General features: G+C 49.0%; 17 protein-coding genes and 1 pseudogene. 7 read left to right on the top strand and 11 right to left on the bottom strand.

Features of this window, described 5'->3' with window-relative positions; translation table 11 throughout:
- Nucleotides 1–1,311, top strand: a complete 1,311-nt coding sequence (locus BN1247_RS04300) for an ISL3 family transposase (RefSeq protein ID WP_231633131.1) — start codon at nt 1–3, stop codon at nt 1,309–1,311.
- A 518-nt stretch (nt 1,312–1,829) separates the two neighbouring features.
- Here BN1247_RS04300 and BN1247_RS04295 read toward each other — a convergent pair.
- The 4 genes from BN1247_RS04295 to BN1247_RS04280 all read right to left on the bottom strand — a co-directional run bounded on the left by BN1247_RS04295 (nt 1,830) and on the right by BN1247_RS04280 (nt 5,562).
- Nucleotides 1,830–2,864: an ornithine cyclodeaminase gene (locus BN1247_RS04295; protein ID WP_054949290.1), complete on the bottom strand. Its 1,035-nt coding sequence runs from the start codon at nt 2,862–2,864 to the stop codon at nt 1,830–1,832.
- Between the two features lie 305 nt (nt 2,865–3,169).
- On the bottom strand, nt 3,170–4,558 hold the full coding sequence (locus BN1247_RS04290; protein ID WP_054949289.1) for a sodium/glutamate symporter: 1,389 nt from the start codon (nt 4,556–4,558) through the stop codon (nt 3,170–3,172).
- 386 nt (nt 4,559–4,944) lie between these two features.
- Nucleotides 4,945–5,208: a helix-turn-helix domain-containing protein gene (locus BN1247_RS17010; protein WP_074011046.1), complete on the bottom strand. Its 264-nt coding sequence runs from the start codon at nt 5,206–5,208 to the stop codon at nt 4,945–4,947.
- A gap of 123 nt (nt 5,209–5,331) precedes the next feature.
- Nucleotides 5,332–5,562, bottom strand: a complete 231-nt coding sequence (locus BN1247_RS04280; protein WP_054949288.1) for a helix-turn-helix transcriptional regulator — start codon at nt 5,560–5,562, stop codon at nt 5,332–5,334.
- A gap of 149 nt (nt 5,563–5,711) precedes the next feature.
- Here BN1247_RS04280 and BN1247_RS04275 point away from each other — a divergent pair, with 149 nt between their 5' ends.
- Together BN1247_RS04275 and BN1247_RS18365 are read left to right on the top strand one after the other, a co-directional pair.
- Entirely contained in the window at nt 5,712–6,101 is a 390-nt protein-coding gene (locus tag BN1247_RS04275; RefSeq protein WP_054949287.1) for a helix-turn-helix domain-containing protein, read from the top strand.
- A gap of 71 nt (nt 6,102–6,172) precedes the next feature.
- A complete protein-coding gene (locus tag BN1247_RS18365; RefSeq protein ID WP_261796025.1) occupies nt 6,173–6,295 on the top strand; it encodes a hypothetical protein in 123 nt (40 codons plus the stop codon).
- Nucleotides 6,296–6,468: 173 nt separating this feature from the next.
- On the opposite strand, the gene BN1247_RS18360 is transcribed toward BN1247_RS18365, so the two are convergent.
- From BN1247_RS18360 to dhaK, 7 genes and pseudogenes are all read right to left on the bottom strand, one after another.
- A complete protein-coding gene (locus tag BN1247_RS18360; protein ID WP_261796024.1) occupies nt 6,469–6,600 on the bottom strand; it encodes a hypothetical protein in 132 nt (43 codons plus the stop codon).
- 1 nt (nt 6,601) lies between these two features.
- On the bottom strand, nt 6,602–7,921 hold the full coding sequence (locus tag BN1247_RS04270) for a helix-turn-helix domain-containing protein (protein WP_054949286.1): 1,320 nt from the start codon (nt 7,919–7,921) through the stop codon (nt 6,602–6,604).
- A gap of 542 nt (nt 7,922–8,463) precedes the next feature.
- Nucleotides 8,464–8,845 (bottom strand): annotated as a pseudogene (locus tag BN1247_RS18485) (DEAD/DEAH box helicase family protein); the annotation flags it as partial.
- Between the two features lie 612 nt (nt 8,846–9,457).
- The gene (locus BN1247_RS04260; RefSeq protein ID WP_054949284.1) at nt 9,458–9,787 is read right to left on the bottom strand and encodes a hypothetical protein; all 330 of its coding nucleotides are present in this window, start codon (nt 9,785–9,787) and stop codon (nt 9,458–9,460) included.
- Between the two features lie 335 nt (nt 9,788–10,122).
- Nucleotides 10,123–10,611 (bottom strand): dihydroxyacetone kinase phosphoryl donor subunit DhaM, encoded by a 489-nt coding sequence (dhaM, locus tag BN1247_RS04255; protein ID WP_054949283.1) that lies wholly within the window; start codon nt 10,609–10,611, stop codon nt 10,123–10,125.
- A 149-nt stretch (nt 10,612–10,760) separates the two neighbouring features.
- A complete protein-coding gene (gene dhaL, locus BN1247_RS04250) occupies nt 10,761–11,384 on the bottom strand; it encodes a dihydroxyacetone kinase subunit DhaL (protein WP_054949282.1) in 624 nt (207 codons plus the stop codon).
- Between the two features lie 64 nt (nt 11,385–11,448).
- Nucleotides 11,449–12,450 carry a dihydroxyacetone kinase subunit DhaK gene (gene dhaK / locus BN1247_RS04245; protein ID WP_054949281.1) on the bottom strand — a complete coding sequence of 334 codons (1,002 nt, stop codon included), beginning with the start codon at nt 12,448–12,450 and terminating at the stop codon, nt 11,449–11,451.
- A gap of 205 nt (nt 12,451–12,655) precedes the next feature.
- On the opposite strand from dhaK, the gene BN1247_RS04240 reads away from it, so the two are divergent.
- The 4 genes from BN1247_RS04240 (at nt 12,656) to BN1247_RS04225 (ending at nt 17,565) form a co-directional block, all read left to right on the top strand.
- The gene (locus BN1247_RS04240; RefSeq protein WP_054949280.1) at nt 12,656–13,363 is read left to right on the top strand and encodes a response regulator transcription factor; all 708 of its coding nucleotides are present in this window, start codon (nt 12,656–12,658) and stop codon (nt 13,361–13,363) included.
- Nucleotides 13,360–14,568, top strand: a complete 1,209-nt coding sequence (locus BN1247_RS04235; protein ID WP_054949279.1) for a sensor histidine kinase — start codon at nt 13,360–13,362, stop codon at nt 14,566–14,568. Before BN1247_RS04240 ends, BN1247_RS04235 begins: the two co-directional genes overlap by 4 nt.
- A 329-nt stretch (nt 14,569–14,897) precedes the next feature.
- Nucleotides 14,898–15,677: an ABC transporter ATP-binding protein gene (locus tag BN1247_RS04230; RefSeq protein WP_054949278.1), complete on the top strand. Its 780-nt coding sequence runs from the start codon at nt 14,898–14,900 to the stop codon at nt 15,675–15,677.
- Nucleotides 15,652–17,565 carry an FtsX-like permease family protein gene (locus BN1247_RS04225; protein ID WP_054949277.1) on the top strand — a complete coding sequence of 638 codons (1,914 nt, stop codon included), beginning with the start codon at nt 15,652–15,654 and terminating at the stop codon, nt 17,563–17,565. The genes BN1247_RS04230 and BN1247_RS04225 overlap by 26 nt, the downstream gene beginning before the upstream one ends.
- Nucleotides 17,566–17,773 lie beyond the last annotated feature (208 nt).

Raw genomic sequence — 17,773 nt, 5'->3', positions numbered from 1 at the left:
ATGGGTATTGCTGATTCCAAAGTTGTCCATACTGCTAAAAAAGATAGAAAAGGCGGTATGGTTACTATGTGGATCACATCAGAGAATACCACGTTAATTAAGCTATTGCAGTCGGCGCTCTTAATCGAAAAACCTTGGGAATTAACAGTCATGGCGTACGACGAAGAACAGGAACAATGGAACCTGTATCTCGATTTCCCTCGTGGTGCCGAATTTCCATGTCCAACGTGTGGAACCCCCTCCAAAGCATACGATGTTTCTTCAAAATCATGGCGGCACTTAGATTTTTGGGAGTGGAAAACGTATGTCCATGCCCGTGTCCCTCGTGTAACCTGTCGTCAATGTCATAAGGTCATCACTGTACACGTCAGCTGGTCTCGACCCTCATCCCATTTTACCTGGCATTTCGAATCCTACGCGATGCGCCTAATGTCGGAAATGCCAGTGAAGGCTGCCTCTCGTGAACTACGTGAACATGACACGCGGTTATGGCGCATTTTTCGCCATTACGTGGAAAGAGCCATGGAGGAACTTGACCTGTCTAATGTAAAGCGTGTCGCGATAGACGAAACGTCCTCTCGTAAAGGTCACCAGTACATCACCTTGTTTGTGGATGCGGATCGTAAACTGGTTCTATTTGCTGTCGAAGGAAAGGGCTCGGAGACGATCCATCGCTTTCGAGAGCACTTATCCAGCAACGGGGTAGATGCAGATCAAATCGCTGAAATGTGCTGTGACATGTCCCCCGCTTTTATTAGGGGGATTCAGGACGCCTTTCCGCACGCCCAGATCACATTCGACAAGTTTCATGTGATGAAAATGGTTAACGAGGCAGTCGACGACGTCCGAAAGGAAGAGCAAAAACAGACGCCGGAGTTACATAAAACCAAATATATTTGGCTTAAGAACGAAGATATGTTAACCAACGATCAAAAGAAAACACTCGAGCGATTAAAAGATGGTAACCTTAAAACGGGGCGGGCGTATCGAATGAAACTGGCTTTACAGGATTTATGGCAGGTTAACCAACTCTTTGCCGACATTTTCTTAGATGAATGGTTAGGCTGGGCAACACGCTCGCAATTACCCCCATTTATACGTGTCTCAAAGACGATAAAGAAACATAAGGAGGGTATTTTGCGCTGGTTTACAACACGTATGACTAACGGTCTTTTAGAAGGTCTCAATAGCCTTATACAGGCGGCAAAGCGAAGGGCACGTGGTTACCGTAATCCCCAAAATCTCATTCATATGGTGTACATGACTGCAAACAAGTTGTACATTCGGGCTTGCGCGTCGAGGCAAGCATAACTAGCCTTTCCGCTTAGCTGCCCCATCTCATAGACGAAAGCAGGAGTCAAGCGCTTTTCTTGACGGCTGCTTTCGTCTATGAGAACCTTTTAAGCGCGAAAAGGCTCCCATGGTTTACCCATGAGAAAGAGCGAAGAGCCACTTTTTAGAATGAAGGCCACGTTGATGTTGATCTGGAAATCTCGCCGGATGAATATTCCACCATTCATGGGCCCCCTCAAAAACATTTTCTATTATATTTGCTAGTCTCACGATTATGCAGTACATTTTACTATAGTTATAAAACGTTTACAAATGAAACATGGAATGATGTTCCTTGCATTTAAACCCCACTCGCATTCATCAAGCCTAAAAAAATCCGTTAGGCGGAAACATAACAACAGCCCGCCTAACGGATCCCTCAATTGACTGAGGCTAGCGCCTCGCAACGGCGGTTGACATGAACCACCACCCACCGAACCACTAGGCGATGACTCGTTCACTCGTTCCATCCGCAACCCTTATATACGTACAACCACTTACACAAACGCCGGCTCTTCCCACAAACGAACCGACGTCCCAACCCCACGCGTCTTCGCACAGTCATACACGCGCTTAGCGACGACCAAATCGTCGAGCGCCATTCCGACCGCATTAAAATAAATGAACGCCTCCTCGTCCGTACGTCCACACTTGTCGCCAGTAACGATCTCCCCCAGCTCCGCGTCAATTTGGTCGTCGGAAAAACGCCCCTCGCGGTGCATCAAGGCGAGCGTCTGTGCGCCGCGGTGCTTAATCCCTTCCCAATGGTCGACGACGATCTGATCCGCACGTTCCACTACCTCGTATTCCGCTTCAAACCCGCCGACGTGTGCATAAAAGCAGCCTGCCCCGAACCACGGCGCCTCTACGACCGGTCGTTTAGCTGTCGTGGCGGTCACGACGACATCAGCGCCGCGCACCGCTTCTTCCCCGCTCGTCACCGGTATCACATCAAGAGCTAATTGTGCACTAACCGCTTCCGCAAACGCCGCCGCCCGTTCCGCTGACAAATCGTACACGCGCACCGTCGCAAGTTGCGGTAACGCCGTTTTGAGCGCCATCAGTTGGGTGCGGTTTTGCGTCCCGGCGCCGATAATCCCGGCGAGCGTCGCATCGGGGCGCGCCAAGTACCTCGCCGCCACACCCGTCACCCCGCCCGTGCGCATCGCGCTAATGACCGTCCCGTCCATGACCGCAAGCGGTAACATCGTCTCTGGATCGTTCAACACGATGAGCGCCGACGCGCGTGGCAACCCGTATTTAGCCGGGTTGTGGGGCGCACTGCCGACCCACTTCATGCCAGCGATGTTGACGCTACCGCCGACATACCCGGGCATGCCGTTAATACGTCCTCGCTCCCCTTCACTGTCCAAATCTCCCCAACGAAGCACCACCTTCGGCGGAAGCACGTAATCCCCCGCCGCATGCAGTGCCAACACGTGTGCCAAATCAGCCATTACCGCACGCATCGACATACCGCCACAGCGGATGACGTCGCTTTGCGATAAGTACAATAACTCATGGGCAAACATTGATCTTCCTCCTCGTATGAACCTTATAATTCTGGTGACGAACGACTCTCTACTCCCGGATCAACAACTCTCCTGACGAACGTCGACTATATTTAGGGTATACTTAGGGAATCTTTCGAAATATGGGCGGCTGCTTAACCCTAATTAGTCCACCAACTGTGTGTTGCATGTATGCGTCACATGTATGCACCGCAACACCTGTCGATGACATAGCAACTGATGCGCCACAACAACTTTCGACTGCATGACGTCCGTTATAATCGGGCTACCGTTGCCGACAGCCAAAACTCACCCAGTACCTTCGTTCAGTTAGCGACTGTACGACTCACCTTCCGTACGACCGGACTCACCCAATACCCTGTCAGCCGCGCCAACACACATAACCCGATCCCCACCGCCAAAAACACGAGGCCAACCGGCAACGCCCCGTACGTGAACGCCAGTGACGGTAGCATCGACGTGACCAATCCGCCTCCAATAAACGGGCTAATGAAGGGCGAACGAAGCGCATACCCCGGTCCTGCCTCCGTTTCCATCTCCGGATCCACCGTGCGCAGCAGCATCAACCCGACCGCCGCCACGCCCGTCAATGACCCGTAATTGACGATGGCGCTTTCAAACCAGTGGCGGGAAAACAAGCGCGGCCCTGCCCAAAACACGTACCAAACCATTAGCGCGGCCGTCACGACCATCAAGACGAGTAGCGGCACCGCATAGGCGACGACGACGGGTACTTTAATCGAAGCGATCGCCCCGACGATGAGAAATTCAAGCGCCAACCCTTGAATGCGCTGAAACGTCGCTCGATCGACGGCCTCTGCCCAGCGCGTCTTTCCGATCAACAGCTGCACGACTAAGCCACCGACCATCGCCAGCGGGAACAACGGCATCCCCGCAATCCACTGGCCGATCACAACTTGCATCCCCCAACCGATCAAGATCGCTAGCGAGATGAGTGCCGCATGAAACGCAAATGACTCAATGGCATCTTTATTGAGCGTCACCTTCGCCCCGACAGCCTGCTTGTCCCGCGGCAGGAGATCCCCCGTTTGTGTCACCTTCAGCTCCTGCACATTCTTTACGACCGACGTGTACCCTTTACGCACCCCGTAGTTAATGAGGATCATCCCGACGACAATACCGACGAGTAGGCCAACCGTCGCCGACGTCATCCCGAGCGGTCCCCCGTCCGACCAACCGAGCGTGTCGAACACGTCGACCATCCCACCGGCCGTCCCGTGCCCGCCGGAAAACCCGATTTCCACAATGGACCCAAACATCCCATTCACGTCCCACAACGGCGTGAGTAGTAGCGCCGTAAGGATAAACGGGAGCGACACTTGCAGACACTCACCGATATACCCGAAATAAAGCTGTGGCATAATGATATTGCCGACTTTCTTCGGATTAGGCACCGTCATCCCCATCAACATCGGCGCAAACACGACGGTGATGAGCGCCCCCGGTAGTGCGCCCCAACTTTCCGTCATCTCGGCCGGCAACACCCCTAATCCGTACGACCCGAGCGCGAGCCCTAACGCCCCTGCGATGAGGGCAGCGGAAATGAAAAACTTCTGAAACAGCTTCACCTTCACGCGCAAAAACACCCCGACGAGCAACAACACCCCTAACACCGCCACGTAAAACAACAGTGTCTCTACGTTGGCAGACGTGATTTTTTCCGATGGAAACACGAAAGATTCCTCCCAATAAGTGATGATGTTTTCTTAAATTGAGCGCGCCACCTGAACGTCCCCATGTCTCTGTTTATAGACCCCTTTATAGATCGTGGTTTTGTTACCGATCCTTGGACGTTGCAGCCTTTGCTTGCACGCTGTTTTCAACCCCGTTACCAAACTTTATAAACCGTTAACCCGTTGATAGGTTGACCTGCAATATGCAACAAACGCTTTGCCTTTCTGACCTTACCGATTGCAGTGACTCATTATCGTGACACATCGCTATGACAGATCATGCCCACAGATCACTGCTTTAATTTGTGATTTCCGATTTGCTACTTATCGCTCTACCCATCTCATCCCCCCTTTCCCTTGATCCATGACCAACCATTGCCAATGAGTCATTCGTTTCTCACGACAGACTGCTGTGACGAACGCACCAGTTTGTTCAGTTCAGCGACACACCAATCGTCGACTTTTGTTAAGTAAAAAAGCGCGACGTGGCACTGTAACGCGTGTGCCACCTTTTTTGCCGTTTCCTTACCCGGTGTTTTGGCGCCGCTTTCAATTTGTGAGTAGTAACTGCGGGAGATTCCGGCAAGGCAAGCGACGTGTTGTTGGGTTAGACCTTTGGACTGGCGGGTGTCGATGAGCCATTGGCGCATGGCGAAACCTCCTTATCTTCGCTAAGTTACATAGAATCCAATGACCAAAAACTGGTTATACTACCATTACAGTTCCTTACTAAATCGTTTTTCTGTACGACCTGAAAGATGGCCATATTTACCTTAATCAAGAGATAACGTTCCGGCTTCTCGCGTTGCGTAGCGAATAGGTTTGAATAAGTCGATTCGTTTTTGGTCGTATATCTTGGCGATCTGTGTAGCACGCTCAGCACTAATTAAGCGATGTCCATTTTCAATTTGTGATAAATAACCGCTAGGGATACCAAGCTTTTTTGCAGCTTCTTCAATGCTCAACCCATGTGCGAATCGCGTCCGTTTCAATAAACTATCCAATTAATCACCCCCTAAACTTCTCGTTTCGAATTGTTTTGGTTAATAATAATCTGTTTCAATCGCCTTGTCAATGCATTTTGCAAAGTTAAGTTAAAAAAACTGCACGTTTGCAATGTGCAAAGTATAATGAAACCGAGAGGAGTATGAGCATGCTCAGCAATCGTCTACGAGAACTTCGAAAGCAAAACAATTTGACTATGAAGGAATTAGGGATGAAATTTAACCTTGCCGAATCCACTATTTCAGGTTATGAAAATGGATTTAGAAAACCTGAAATGGATCTTATCATCGCCTTTGCAAATTTCTTTGATGTCAGCATTGACTACCATGTGGGACGTACGGATAATCAAACGCAACCAATGCTCATATTTGCTGGGCAAACGATTGAACTTACAGAAGCTGAATTTATCATCTTCAATGAAATGAAGAGAAACCCGCAGTTCGCCTCAATGATCCATGATCTTATGAAAGATCCCGAACGCAATGTTAAAAAAATGATTAGAGTATGGCATGCCATGCAGGATCACGAACACGATTAATCAGTTGGTGAATCCAGTGATTTAAGTACACTTGAAAAGTAAGTAACGTTGAGTACACCGTTTTTATCGAGATGAAAAAACACTCTTTGTTTCACGATATGCTTCATGACTTAGCAGCCGATCCGGAACACAAGGTGAAGAAGCTCATTAAAATGTGGGAATTCATAAAGGTGCAGTGCGAGGAAAACGAATAGTTACAAGGGTATTAAGGGGATTTAGATAAAACATACAAATAGTTTCGAAATGAGGGTTTCCGCCAAGAAACCGCAAAAAGCAGTCCATATGAAAGAGACAAATTATAAAAGGGGACAGTGTACTCACTATCCCCGAAACCCTTAGGCGATGAACTTAACGCATGAACACCCTTTTACTTCACAATCTGTTTTTGTTTAACTTTTAATGCACCTAAATCAGGGCCAGGTCCCGTGGGACTGGCAAAAGCAGTAAACGGCATCAGTAATAGTGCAATGATAGTAAGTGATGCGACAATTTTTTTCAATTCATTCCCTCCTTTGCAGTAAAGCCTCAATATGATACATATTTTCGGCCTCCTGCCTAAATGCTTCGCGATTACCCGCTCGCTCAAAATAATTCGCTAAAACGAAGTGAAACTCCTTCATTTTGTTGTACAACTTACTTTTCTTGGCCAGTTTAATGCCTTCTTGACAGACCCTTTCTACTTCGGACTCATTCTTACCCATAGCAATTTTCGCTTTAAGGATCAGAAGCGGTAAGTACTCCGAACTAATCCGAAGTTTCTCCGCGAGTGCACTAGCCTTATTCACATATTCGATCGCCTTATCGTATTCCTCTAACTCGTAATACACTTCCCCATACGAATAATACACAACTACTAGCGTATGTTCTGGACTGTGCCGAATTAAGTCAAAGGCAATATCGTAATACTCCAAAGCCTTATCGTACTCTTTTTTCCGATAATACGAATCACCCATATTGAGATAGAGGACACTTACTAAACGCGGCTCATTATAATACAACGTAGCCCGATCCAGTGCCTGTTCAAACACTTTGATCGCCTGTTTGTAAAGCCGTTGGTTAGAAAGAACCAGACCTTCCATGTTGTACGTTAGCAGGAAAATCTTGATGTCGTGTGTCTGCTCACATAGTGCACGTGACTCCATCGCATACCTGTATGCCTCGGTATCTCGTTCAAAATGGTAGTAACAGTTCGCCTTCTGGTACAATAGACGCCCCTTAAGCTGACTGTCCTCCTTACGAATGGCTTCCAAACCTAAGTCGGCATACTCAATCGCTTTCTCATAATCTTGGTCGCCATAAAATACCGTCAATGACAAGTTAAAATACGCTTCGGCTTCAAGGTTTGCGTTCGTATCAACACCAGTTTCCTTGTGCAAGCGAAACACTTGTTGCAACGCATTTTTTGCGCGGTCATAGTGGCCTTGCCGCCACAAGACAGATCCTTTCTGCAATTGCACATCTACGGCCAACTGCGGGAACTCTGCTAACCGCTCTTCTTTCTCTAAATCACTTATTCTCCTGCGCGCTTCATCGAACTGCTTTACCTCGAGCAAGTTCCTAATAATGGACAATTTCCGCTTAAACTGCTGTTCTTCAACTTCCGTTTTTTGCTGCATTTGCATTAGCACGTCATCCGTTAAACCGAGTTTTTCCCGTATGTAGGCAACTTTATCGCTGCTCAGGTTGTGGGTAATGCCGCGTTCGATGTTGCTAATTGTCGGAACGGAGACGCTTTCATCGGCTAAGTCGCTTAACGTCAGCCCCATTTCCTTGCGGCGTTTCCGCATGAGTGATCCGAGGGTTATCGAATCGATTTCCATTTCATCTACCTCCTATCGTCGCATAGTTTATGATCTACGATGCCTAGATTGTCTGCTATGTCAGTGTATTCGACGAAAGTCGGCTAATTCCTGCTTGTCAGGTCAAAATTTTTTGTCTTGATTGAGGTAGCTTAGTAGAATAATAGATATACTGTTATAGCTTATCTAAAACGCCCAAAAGCTGACGATATTGCCTGTCCGAGAAAGGAAGGCTCCATTTTTAACACATAATCAATATGCATACCAATGTGAATTTGATTGAAAAGCAGACCCTTATATTTTTCCCAAGGCTGTTAATTGATATAGCTTTCCATTCATCACATTGAACCATAAATCCACCTCATTTTTCACTTCATAACAAATTAAGAAATCCACCTTAATAATGCCTTGATCATCAGTCGAGACCTTTATGTATGGGTTGGGACCGTGACGTGATCAAGCCCTAATTTGTGTAAAAGTAACCTCGACTAGAATGAGCGCCGATGGCGGCTTGACATGGAGCCCTTCGGGTCGCTTGGGCGATGTAAAATGACACACCGCTAAGTATACACCGGTTTGCCGAATATTTCTGTCGTATGGCACGCGGGCGTCGCGATTAAGCCGATGCGTGCGGCATCGAAGTAATCGAGGACTTGCCGATATTTACTGACGTATTCGCGGTCTAACTCTAACGTGTAGCCTCGGTGCGCCTCGTCGACAATGATACAATCGTAGCGGTCAACGGGCGGCGTATCTTCCCCTTTCTCACTGTAAAAAATGCGCCGCATCATCCCTTGCACGGTCGCGATATGTACCTTTGTTTCTGGTTCTGGTGTCTTTACCTTTCAACAATTGTAACCCATAAAGTTGGGTAAACGTTTGATAGTCTTCCAACTTATTATCTCTGAACGCCGCTTCTGCTTGTTCTCCAAGCGCGTATGTGTCATGGACGTGTTCATCGATTATGTGTAACCGGTTATGTGCCATGAACATTTATTAATGGTGTGCAAGCCTATGTCATGGATTATTATGTAAACTATGTTAGCAATGGCTAATTACTCTCTCTAATTTAGCAAACATTCGCTAGAAATGGAAGGTCGGCCAACGTATATAGTTAGGTTATACCATATAGATGGTGTGCATTCTTGTCAGCGAACATATGTTTTTAATTAAAATGAGCAGCAAAAAACCGCTCTAAATGTACCAAGCGGTTTTTTTACTAATATAAGTGCATAGTGCATTCCCTTTTTTATTTGGTTAAAGTGCAAAATAATGTCCGCACAATTGTCAAATATGCTATAATACGTCCAATAGGCGGGTAACCTCAACGGTGGATCGGCACTCCCTAATGAAGGGAGGCTCAATTGGGTGGATTATGTTAATTTACCACATCAGGCCGATCCCCTTTACAGGGAACCCGTTTATTACTAGGCTGCCAGTGTTCCAGCACTGGTAGCCTTTATTAATATACTCATATCTCACTATTATTATACAACCGTCCCACGCATCATTCAAGATAAAATGACGCCTGCGTGCCCTTGCCAGTCACTTATGCAGTTACGCATGGACATACGAGGTTAAATATTTACCCTCGAGCTGCAAATACAACACGTTCAGTTCACTAATGCAACCTGATATTTCGTTCATCTCATCTAACAGCTCGTGAAACTCCGCGTCTTGTTCCACGTCTTCCAAACGGGTAAATCGTTCCATGTACTCCTGTTCAAGTGTTTTGATCCGCTCGGGAATCTTCGCGCACACTTGTTGGCACATCGCAGCGAACGCCTGCCGATCCGCTTCCGTTAACTCGTCATCAGGGACGTGCAACACGGGCCGCTCTAGGTCGAGCCGCGCATCGAATTGCCATGCGTACGGCGCTTCTCGCATATGTCGTCACCCCACTCGCGACTTTACCCTAATAATATAATAGCCGCAAAAACCGCACAAGACAATAAATTTGCTTCCCACTAAGGAGTATACGACGGGTAGCCACGATTCCGCCCCACAACGTAACATGTGACGAGAACCCAGTAACATGCACGAGTACCTAATAACATGCGACGAGTACCCAGTAACATGCAACGAGTACCCACCATTTGTGCCACGATGGGACTGCCAGCCACGATTCATCATTCCGAAACGGACCTTGCAGCCCCTTCCTCAGCCACCCATTTTACGATAGAAACTGTGAACTGTGAGGCGGCACAATTTTTACCAACAGTTCATAGCACTTTCGGTTCGCGCCGCGCCTTCTCAGCAGCGCGCACGGCTTCCTCGGCGTCTCTTCCCGTTTGCAGGGCCATCGCCGCCGCAAATGCACCTTCGACGAGGGGCGCATCGACAATCGTCACGTCGACCGCTTCTCCAGCTAGCATTTCTGTAGCCATTTCGGCATTCATGAGCGCACTGCCTAAGTCAAAAAAGAGCAGGACGTGTGCCGCCTCTGTCGCGCGAATCGCTTCCTCGATCGCGTCTACTTGTGTGCCTAAACCACCCTCCCCGTCACCCGCGGCCGTTAACACGGTGACGTCTGTCGCCATTTCTTTAATGAGCGCCTGTAAGCCCGTCGCTAGTTGTTCACTGTGGGAAACGAGCACGAGTGCCGCTTGGCGCCGCTGTTGTTGCTGTTCACGACTAGCCCCTTCTGTTGCTTGACCTGTCGCTTGATCCGTTGCCATGTCCCGGGTAGCTGTGTCGTTTGCTGCTGTCATGAAATCCTCCTCTGAAACCTTGCGACTGAGGGCCTAACCGAGATACTGAGGTTCAATTGACGTTCGATTAAGGCCCGTTAAGATCCTGTTGCGGTGCTCTTGAGGTACTCTTAAGGTACTGTTGTTACATTCTTAGGCTTCTGTTCCGACTAACGGAGCGTCTCGTGCAAGCTTTTGAATAGTAGGCTCGTCGACACGGCGCCTGGGTCTGGATGTCCGACGCTGCGCTCGCCGACGTATGCCGCGCGCCCTTTTGTGGCACGCAAGTTTTTCGTCTCTTCCGCTCTAGCTTCCGCCGTTTCACGCATCAACTGCGCGAGCGATACGTCATCCGCAGCATCGGATGCGTCGGGCGCCTCCACCGCATCGAGCAACGGTTTCCACACATCGAACATTGTTTTTTCGCCACCCGTCACTTTGCCGCGCTGCTGAATCCCTTCACACGCCGCTTTGAGTAGCCCGGGCCAGTCTTCCCGCGCAATCGACTGCTTCCCTTTACAGGCAATGCCCATGCGCAAGAAAACCGTCCCGTACAACGGCCCCGACGCCCCACCGACTTTGGCGATGAGCGTCTTACTGACGAGCATGAAACATTGCCCGATGTCCCCTTCAAACCCGTCGAGTGCTTCTTTCGCTGCTTGCCAGCCCCGCGCCATGTTCGCACCGTGGTCCCCGTCGCCGATCGCCGCGTCGAGCTCGGTCAAATACGTTTTGTTCTCGGCGATGACGTCAGCGTAATGCTGGAGCCAAGCGACTGTTTGTGTCACATCCATTGCCCTTTTCCTCCTGCCTTACGTTATATACGTTAAAATCAATCACATCAACTTTTTGCCTACCTTAACCGATACGCGTAAAAGCATCTGTATCCGCAGGCGCGAGTAACCATTTCTCTAAGTCTGGTGTCAGTTTTAACAGCGTAATCGAGCAACCAGCCATTTCTAGCGACGTCATGTATTCGCCGACCCACGTGTCGACGACGTCTATTTCCCGCTCTTTGAGCAGTTGCTGCAATTCGTTGTTGACGATGTGCAGTTCCATGAGCGGTGTCGCCCCCATCCCGTTAACCATCACCGCAACCCGATCGTGTGCCGCAAATGGCAAGTCGACGAGTACGCGCGCGGCGAGAGTCTGTGTCAATTCAGCTGCCGTCTGTACGTGTGTGCGTTCGACACCGGGTTCGCCGTGGATGCCGATCCCGATTTCGATCTCGTTGTCTCCTAGTTGAAAACCAGGTTTCCCTGCTTCGGGCAGTGTACACGGTGTCAAAGCGACCCCCATACTGCGCACGTTGGCAATTACGGTTTCCGCGGCGGCGGTCACTTCTTGTAACGACGCCCCTGCTTCAGCGGCAGCCCCGGCGATTTTGTGCACGAATACGGTGCCGGCAATGCCGCGCCGCCCTGTCGTATGGGTGGAGTCTTCGACGGCGACATCGTCGTTCACAACGACTTGTGTGACCTCGATTCCCTCCGCTGCGGCTAATTCTGCGGCCATTTCAAAATTTAGCACATCGCCAGTGTAGTTTTTGACGATACAGAGGACACCTTCGCCACTGTCGACCGCCTTAATCGCTTCAAGGATTTGGTCCGGCGTCGGCGAAGTAAAGACGGCGCCAGCGACGGCGGCATCGAGCATCCCTTTGCCAACGAAACCAGCGTGTGCCGGCTCGTGACCGCTACCTCCGCCACTGACGAGGCCGACTTTTCCTTTTACGGGGGCATCGGCGCGGACGATCACCCCGGTACCTTCGATCAGCCGCAACTGCTTCCGGTTTGCCTCCACTAACCCCGCTAACATTTCTTGGACGACATCTTCCGGGCGGTTAACGATTTTTTTCACTCCGTAATCCCCCTTGCATGTTCTTTTAAGCGTGATACCTATATTATGACACATCGTACGAGTAGAAAAAACATCATCCCTTTGAACTCTAAAGATGTACAATAAGAGAACGAAAGCAAGATGACGAATGAAGAGAACGGAAGTAAGATGACGAAAGCAAGAACAAGAGCGTCCTTGACCATACGTAATTAGGAGGCAAAAAGACGTGTACCGCATTTTTCTCGTAGAAGACGATGAAAAAATCCGTACGATTCTCAAGCAATTTTTGCAAAAATACGGCTATGATGTCGTGACTGCTACTGATTACAGCTGTATAAAAGAAGAAGTTAGGAGCGCCGAACCTCATGTCGTCCTGCTAGACATCAACTTGCCACGTTATGACGGCTTTTATTGGTGCAGACAAATCCGTACCATTTCTAACGTGCCGATCGTGTTTATTTCTGCGCGGGCGGGGGAGATGGATCAAGTGATGGCGATCGAAAACGGCGGCGATGACTACATCACGAAGCCGTTTCACTTTGAAGTCGTGCTAGCAAAAATTAAAAGCGTGCTAAGGCGGACGTATGGCGAGTACGCCGGACACGCCGCAACGACCCGCGACGTATACGACGTCGGCGGCCTTTACTTACTGCGCGGCGAACACGCAATGGAGTGGGACGGGAAACGATTAGAATTAAGTAAAAAAGAGTTCCTCCTATTGGATTGCTTAGCACAACGTGTCAACAGTTACGTCCCCCGGGACACATTGCTAGAGACACTGTGGGACGCGATCGATTTTGTCGACGACAACACACTATCGGTAAATGTCGCCCGCGTTAGAAAAAAATTAGCCCAGTTAGGCGCTCATCACGCCATCGAAACGAAACGCGGTGCCGGTTACCGTCTCGTGTACAGCGGGGGGAGTAGCGAATGACACCGCCACAGGGGAAGCTATCACAGGAGAAGCTGTCAGAGAACAATCCAACTAAGGTGAAGCCGGAACAGACCGAGCAACCTAAGCAGAAGCTACAGATGGAACGTCCAGAGCAGATGGCACAGCGACACATGCATTCGCTGCGCCTTACGACGTTTTTCAAAGATCGCATCCGTTACATCGTCGCCTATAGTGTTAGCGTCGCGTTGACACTGCTCGTCGTCCAACTCGGGTTACTGGAAAACGGCACCGCATTGCGCATAGAAAATGTATCTTATTTACTGCTGTTATCGGCAGCCGTGTTATGCGTGTATTTCCTCGTCGACTACGGTAGGCAGCGCCATCTGTATAAACAGATGAATCAGCTGTTGCAAAAAACGGGGACGCTCGATGACACCTTAGTGTTACAAGGCGCCGTAACAGCAGAACAACGCGCCTACCAAGCAATCCTAGCCAAGCAGTACCGCCATTATACAAAAGAACTGGTTCAATTACGTAACGAGCAGCAACGACACCTCACGTTCGTCAACCAGTGGGTACATCAAATGAAAACCCCTGTCGCTGTGATCGACCTGCTCTTACAGCAAACGAAGGACGTCCCATCGACGGAAGAAATGACGGTTACTTTCAACAGTATCGCAGAAGAAAAAGAGAAGTTGGCTCACGGGTTAGATATGATGCTGAACACGGCGCGGCTAGACTCCTTTTCCTTCGACGTGAAAGCGGAGTCGATCGACCTCGTCGAGACGTTGCGGGCAGTCGTCAACGAATATAAAAAAGCGTGTATCCGCCAGTCAGTATTTCCGAAACTGCAGGCACCACAAGAAACAGCCGTCGTACAGACGGATGCGAAATGGATTCGCCTCGTCTTTCGTCAGCTTCTGACGAATGCGATTAAATATTCCAAACGCGAGCAAGCCAGCAAGACTCTCTGGATCGATGTGTACAGAGATGCCATTGGTTGGCATGTGCGCCTAAAAGACGAAGGGGTCGGCATCCCACCACAAGATGTGCCACGTCTGTTCGACCCTTTTTTTACCGGGGAAAATGGGCGGCGCTATGCGGAATCGACAGGGATGGGTCTGTACTTGGCGAAACAACTGTGTGAGCGGTTGGATCATCAGCTAGACATTCAATCAGAAGTCGGTGTAGGAACGACTGTTACCGTTACCTTTCCCGGACACCGCCACTTGCATCAGATGTAACACCCAAATTGTGATACTAAGTGCTCTCTGCTAGGAACGATGTCATCGTGAGCTCCCCGAGCACCGTCGCCTCGTCAGTTGCAACACTCGAATAATGACGTAAGGAGCTCGGCAAGAACAAGCGAGTAGCGGTGAGCGACTTTCAAGTATCGTAAAAAAACGGTATTGACCACGTAAGACCAACTGCGTAAGGTGACAAAACTGTAAGCTTGGATCGTCCAAACGAAAGGTAAATCGATACCACACTTTCCCGACATCCGTTATTGTAAAAGTAAGCTGGTGAACACACCGTGTGAACCGTATCGCAAGCTTAAGGGGGAAACAGACAGATGACAGTTTTACGCGCTGAATCACTACAGAAAGTGTACGGATCAAAAAAAGGGGGCGGGATCCACAAGGCGCTAAACGACCTTTCCATCTCGGTTGACGCCGGCGAATTCGTCGGCGTCATGGGCCCGTCAGGCAGCGGCAAGACGACGCTTCTGAACCTATTAGCGACGATCGCCCAACCGACAGCGGGCACAGTCGAAATTAACGGGGTCGACCTGCTGCAATTGCCGGAAAAGGATCTCGCATTGTTTAGACGCCGCCAATTAGGTTTCATCTTCCAAGACTTCAACCTGTTGGACACGCTGTCGATCAAGGAAAACATCGTCCTGCCGCTCGTCTTAGATAACATGAAGGTACGCGAGATTGAACGGCGAGTAACATATGTGGCTAGGCTACTGGACATCGAATCCATATTGAATAAACGGACGTACGAAGTTTCTGGCGGTCAACAGCAGCGGACCGCCGCCGCGCGCGCGATTATTCACGAACCGTCGATCGTGCTAGCAGATGAACCGACCGGTAACCTCGACTCGAAGTCGTCGAAAGACTTAATGGAGGCGCTAAAAAACTTGAATAAAAAACAGCGTACCACGATTTTAATGGTGACGCACGACCCGTTTGCGGCAAGTTTTTGTGAACGTATCGTGTTTATTAAAGATGGCTCTTTTTTTGCGGAAATTCGCAAGGGAGGAAAACGACAAGCGTTTTTAGAGCACATTCTGGACAGTCTGGCTCTGTTAGGGGGGGATCACAGTGAATTTTCGCACGTTCGCGCTTAGTAATATTCGGGGCAACTGGCAGCGGTACACGGCATACTACTTGAGTAGTTCGTTCGCCGTGACGATCTATTTTATTTTCGCCCTATTTGTTTTTCATCCCGACATCGCAAACGGCGGGGTTGCCGATCATATTCGCAAGCAATTGATTTTCTGCGAAGTCATCATCATTATTTTTTCGTTTTTTTTCGTTCTGTATTCCAACAGCGCCTTCTTAAAGTCTCGCAAAAAGGAATTCGGGCTCCTCTTTTTATTTGGGATGACGAAAAGACAAGTTCACCGACTTGTGCTGTACGAAAATACGGTTATTTCACTCTTAGCCATCGGCAGCGGCTTGTTGGCAGGCATGTTGCTGTCCAAACTGTTTTTTATGGCCATTGGCCTTTTATTAGGAGTGAGTGCCCCACTGCCATTCGTCATCGCACCACAAGCCGTATTTGTTACGTTCGTTAGTTTTTTTATCCTGTTTGAACTGTTGACGGCGGTCAGCTTGTTTCAAGTGGGTAAAAGCGAGATCGTCGAGTTGTTTCAAGCAGCCAAAAAACCGAAGACGTTACCGGCCTATTCCGTTTGGCTTGGCATGATGGCCGTCGTCTGTCTCGCTGCCGGCTATTATTTAGCTTGGAATCGCGGGGACCAAATCGTCATGACTCCGATTTTGATCCTCGTCCTCATTGGGACGTACTATTTTTTCACACAGAGCAGTATCGCTGTTTTGCAGAAGCTGACGCGCTTACCTGCCGTTTATTATAAGCGGACGAATTTACTCGTTATTTCGCAACTCGTTTTTCGCTTAAAAGACAATGCGCGCACGTTTTATGCCGTAACTGTATTGGCCGCCGTCGTCTTGACGGCGTCAGGGGCGTTCTACATTTATTACCAAGGGATGAAGGACTCCACCGTGCTTCGCTATCCGCATACGTTTAGCATTGTCGAAAGTGGACAAGTGCCGCCTAACGAGTCTGTCTCGCGAACGGTTGAACCGTTCCTCTCGGAACAGAGGTTTCGCATCGCCGATCAAGATAAAGTGAGTGGCTGGCTCGTCTCTGTCGAAGGAGAAGATCAGCCGTTGTTTCTCATTCCGGCGGCGCATTACAATGAGCGTGCGAACAAAATGGCACGTGTCGATCCTCTGATGTTAGAAAAAAACGAAGCGATCATCGTTACTCCTTATCCCGAGCTTGAGAAGATAGAACAAAAAAAAGCAGTGGACCTAAATGTATCGATCGGCGAACAAACGTTTTCGCTAAACGTCGGCGAGCGACGCCATATACCTGTCCTCAATCAACGCGACGCTTCGGTCGTCCCCTCGCTCTCCTCTATGGAATTGCTCGTTGTGAACGACGACGATTATGAAGCGATGCGGCCCTTCGTCGCAAATAACAAAATGATCACTTACTACGGTTACGAGCTGAGCAACTGGGAAAATAGCGAGCAGGCAATTCAACAGTTAAAGAAGACTCTTCCGCAAAACGTCATCCTTAGCTCAAGAGTTGGCAACTATTTGCAGAAAAAAGAAGGGGCGGCACTGCTCTTGTTTATCGGCTTGTTCATAAGTTTGCTGTTCTTTATTGCTGCTGGCAGCTTTCTATACTTCAAACTGTTTACGGAACTGCAAGAAGACCACGACCTATATAAAGCGTTGGCACGGATCGGCGTAAGCGCACGAGAAATGAATAAAATCGCGACAACGCAAATTAGCCTTATGTTCTTCTTACCTTTTCTGATCGGAGCACTACACGCTAGCTTCGCGCTAAAAGTGCTCGGAAATATTTTGGGGATCGACGTTTGGTATTACGGGACAGTCGTTTTCGGTATTTACTTTGTGATGCAACTCGTATATTTCATGTTAAGCCGCCGGACGTATTTACGGCAAATGACGCACATTTAAACAACAAAAAAACCCTTTACTTCCGCTAAATAATTTGCTATAATACACAAGTATGTAAGTATTTTCTTCACTTTTACACGACATTTATGAATTCGAGGAGGCTGTTTGTCATGCTTAAACATAACGATCACGTCAATACACTAGATTGCCAAAATGCACATTCTGCAATTTGCATGACACAACCTCAGCGCGAAGTGTGTATACACGA

This window comes from Numidum massiliense (genome assembly GCF_001375555.1).
GTDB classification, from domain to species: domain Bacteria; phylum Bacillota; class Bacilli; order Thermoactinomycetales; family Novibacillaceae; genus Numidum; species Numidum massiliense.
This window is presented reverse-complemented; position numbering and strand designations above follow the sequence as displayed.

Coding starts and splice junctions, on each gene's coding strand:
- BN1247_RS04300 (WP_231633131.1), top strand. CDS start 1: ATGGGTATTGCTGATTCCAAAGTTGTCCATACTGCTAAAAAAGATAGA.
- BN1247_RS04295 (WP_054949290.1), bottom strand. CDS start 2,864: ATGTTTGCCCATGAGTTATTGTACTTATCGCAAAGCGACGTCATCCGC.
- BN1247_RS17010 (WP_074011046.1), bottom strand. CDS start 5,208: ATGCGCCAATGGCTCATCGACACCCGCCAGTCCAAAGGTCTAACCCAA.
- BN1247_RS04275 (WP_054949287.1), top strand. CDS start 5,712: ATGCTCAGCAATCGTCTACGAGAACTTCGAAAGCAAAACAATTTGACT.
- BN1247_RS18365 (WP_261796025.1), top strand. CDS start 6,173: ATGAAAAAACACTCTTTGTTTCACGATATGCTTCATGACTTAGCAGCC.
- BN1247_RS04270 (WP_054949286.1), bottom strand. CDS start 7,921: ATGGAAATCGATTCGATAACCCTCGGATCACTCATGCGGAAACGCCGC.
- BN1247_RS04260 (WP_054949284.1), bottom strand. CDS start 9,787: ATGCGAGAAGCGCCGTACGCATGGCAATTCGATGCGCGGCTCGACCTA.
- dhaM (WP_054949283.1), bottom strand. CDS start 10,611: ATGACAGCAGCAAACGACACAGCTACCCGGGACATGGCAACGGATCAA.
- dhaL (WP_054949282.1), bottom strand. CDS start 11,384: ATGGATGTGACACAAACAGTCGCTTGGCTCCAGCATTACGCTGACGTC.
- BN1247_RS04235 (WP_054949279.1), top strand. CDS start 13,360: ATGACACCGCCACAGGGGAAGCTATCACAGGAGAAGCTGTCAGAGAAC.
- BN1247_RS04230 (WP_054949278.1), top strand. CDS start 14,898: ATGACAGTTTTACGCGCTGAATCACTACAGAAAGTGTACGGATCAAAA.